Source organism: Streptomyces sp. UF-297 (assembly GCF_058245575.1).
Map to the genome: position 1 here is coordinate 1 of NZ_JBSIBZ010000206.1, position 2209 is coordinate 2209.

A 2209-nucleotide genomic window follows, 5' to 3' on the forward strand; every position below is an offset into this window, starting at 1 on the left:
GTGAAAGTCGGCCCGGGGCGCGGTTCCGGCCTTTCGGCCGGACCGTTTCCCCGGACCGCTTCCCGAACCCGGCGGGCACCTTTCAATGCACCGGGCTCTCCACAAGTCCCGAAATAGGCTGCGTGTTGGGTGTTCTCATCCCGTGGTAGGCCAGGGGGCCGGGATAACTGACCCTCGATATCGGTAGCGGGTCGTGCCCACCTTCTCGGGGTCGAACAGCTCCCTGTTCTCGCTGGCGGGCCACCATCCGCCGCCGCAATAGCGGTTGCGGAGTTCCTTCCAGGTGGACCGGCGGTGTTTGCGCCGCATCCATCGCCATACCGTCTGCCACGTATAGTGACTCAGATAAGCGAAGGTCGCGGAGGACACCCCGGGCCGGAAGTAAGCGCACCAGCCCCGCAGCGCCAAATTCAGCCGACGCAGCAGGTCATCCAACGGTTGATTCACTTCGACCTCTCGACACAACAACTTGACCTTCCGCTTCACGGCCTGTACCGCCTTCTTCGCGGGATAGGTATAGATGTAGTGCTGGCTGGTGCCCCTCTTTCGGTGGCGCTGGAGGTGCCACCCGAGAAAATCCAGCCCTTCCTCGATATGGGTGATCAAGGTCTTCTCCAGCGACAGGCGCAACCCCATCGTCGACAAGACCCCTGCGATCTCCTCACGCAGAACTTCGGCATCCGCTCGGGAGCCGAATACCATCAGGCACCAGTCGTCCGCATACCGCACCAGGCGATAGGTGGGCAGACCATGGCGGTGCCGTCTGGCCCGTTCCAGCTTCCCAGCACCCGGGCCTCCCGGCGCCTGGGCGATGTACTTGTCCAGGACCGACAGCGCCACGTTGCTGAGCAAGGGCGAGAGAATTGACCCCTGTGGGGTTCCGGCGGTGGTCTCCCGCAGCAGACGGTCCTCACCGAGGATGCCCGCCTTGAGGAAAGCCTTCACCAGATCCAGTACGCGTTTATCTCCGACTCGACGCCGCACCCGGTCCATCAGGGCCGTGTGTGAGATTTCGTCGAAGCAAGCCGCGATGTCTCCCTCCACAATCCACTCATAATTGCGTGGCCGCGAAGCGAGATAGCGCACCTCGGCTACCGCGTCATGAGCCCGGCGGTTCGGACGGAACCCGTAGGAACACGGGAGGAAATCCGCCTCGAAAATTGGCTCCAACACCAGCTTCAAGGATGCCTGGACCACCCGATCGGCGACAGTCGCGATCCCCAACCGGCGCAGTTTCCCACCAGCCTTCGGAATCATGCGCTCCCGCACCGGAAGCGGGCGGAAACTACGGCCTTTCACTTGTGACCGTAGTTCATCGAGGAACTCCTCGACACCCTGCCCGGCCTCGACGGAACGGGCCGTGCGCCCGTCCACTCCGGCCGTGCGAGCACCCTTGTTACCCCTCACCCGATCCCAGGCCACCAGAAGGAAACCGGGATCGGCAACGAGGTTGTAAAGGTCGTCGAACCTGCGATGAGCGTCATCACGAGCCCAACGGTGCAGCTTGGTCTGGATATTCAGTACCCGTTGCTCCGCCACATATACGGCGCGCTCCAGCTCGTCGGTATTCACCAGCGAAAACCTCCCGGCATTCCAGCAACCTCGACTGCTGACTTGCTGGCCCCCTTCGCCCTGCGGCCGTCTCTCACGGCCTCCACGACGGGTCGTCACGCCCGTGACTACTACGGGGCCTCCGCCCCATCCCACGGCCTTCAGTCGGCAACGGACCTGCCCTCCACCGAACTGGCTGTCCGGCAGGCAGGGCGACCGCGGATGGTTCCCACGTTCACCATGTGATCGATCGGTCAGGGAGGCGCCCAGCTCTACTCCGGCAGCATCGCCACGTCTACGCCGCAGACCTTCAACGTGGCCTCCCCACCGTCGGAACTACACGGCTTCGGAGTTGGGACACTTCGTCAAGCAGAGTCCCACGCACTGCACACCGGCCCATATCCACCAGATTTGACCCGGCTTCGCTGTTACGGAGCTTCAACCACTGGTTCGCTCTCGCTACACCTTCTGACCTCGCTGGGCGGACCCGCACCGTCTGGTAGTTCCGGCACGTCCCGCCTTCGTCGGGGCCGCTTGCCACCCTCCCCGGCGTTCCCCGGATCAGGCTGCCCCCTAGCTTCGATCAGGCCGCTACGACGGCCCGACGGAAGTGGTCTTTCACCACCTCTCGATCTACATCGCGCCTCGTGGCGCACAG

The 2209-nt window shown here is 63.7% G+C and carries 1 protein-coding gene; it reads right to left on the reverse strand.

The window, feature by feature from the left end:
• Positions 1-135: 135 nt before the first annotated feature.
• The gene (ltrA, locus tag AC4IJH_RS43405; RefSeq protein ID WP_490857547.1) at positions 136-1572 is read right to left on the reverse strand and encodes a group II intron reverse transcriptase/maturase; all 1437 of its coding nucleotides are present in this window, start codon (positions 1570-1572) and stop codon (positions 136-138) included.
• Positions 1573-2209: the final 637 nt, after the last annotated feature.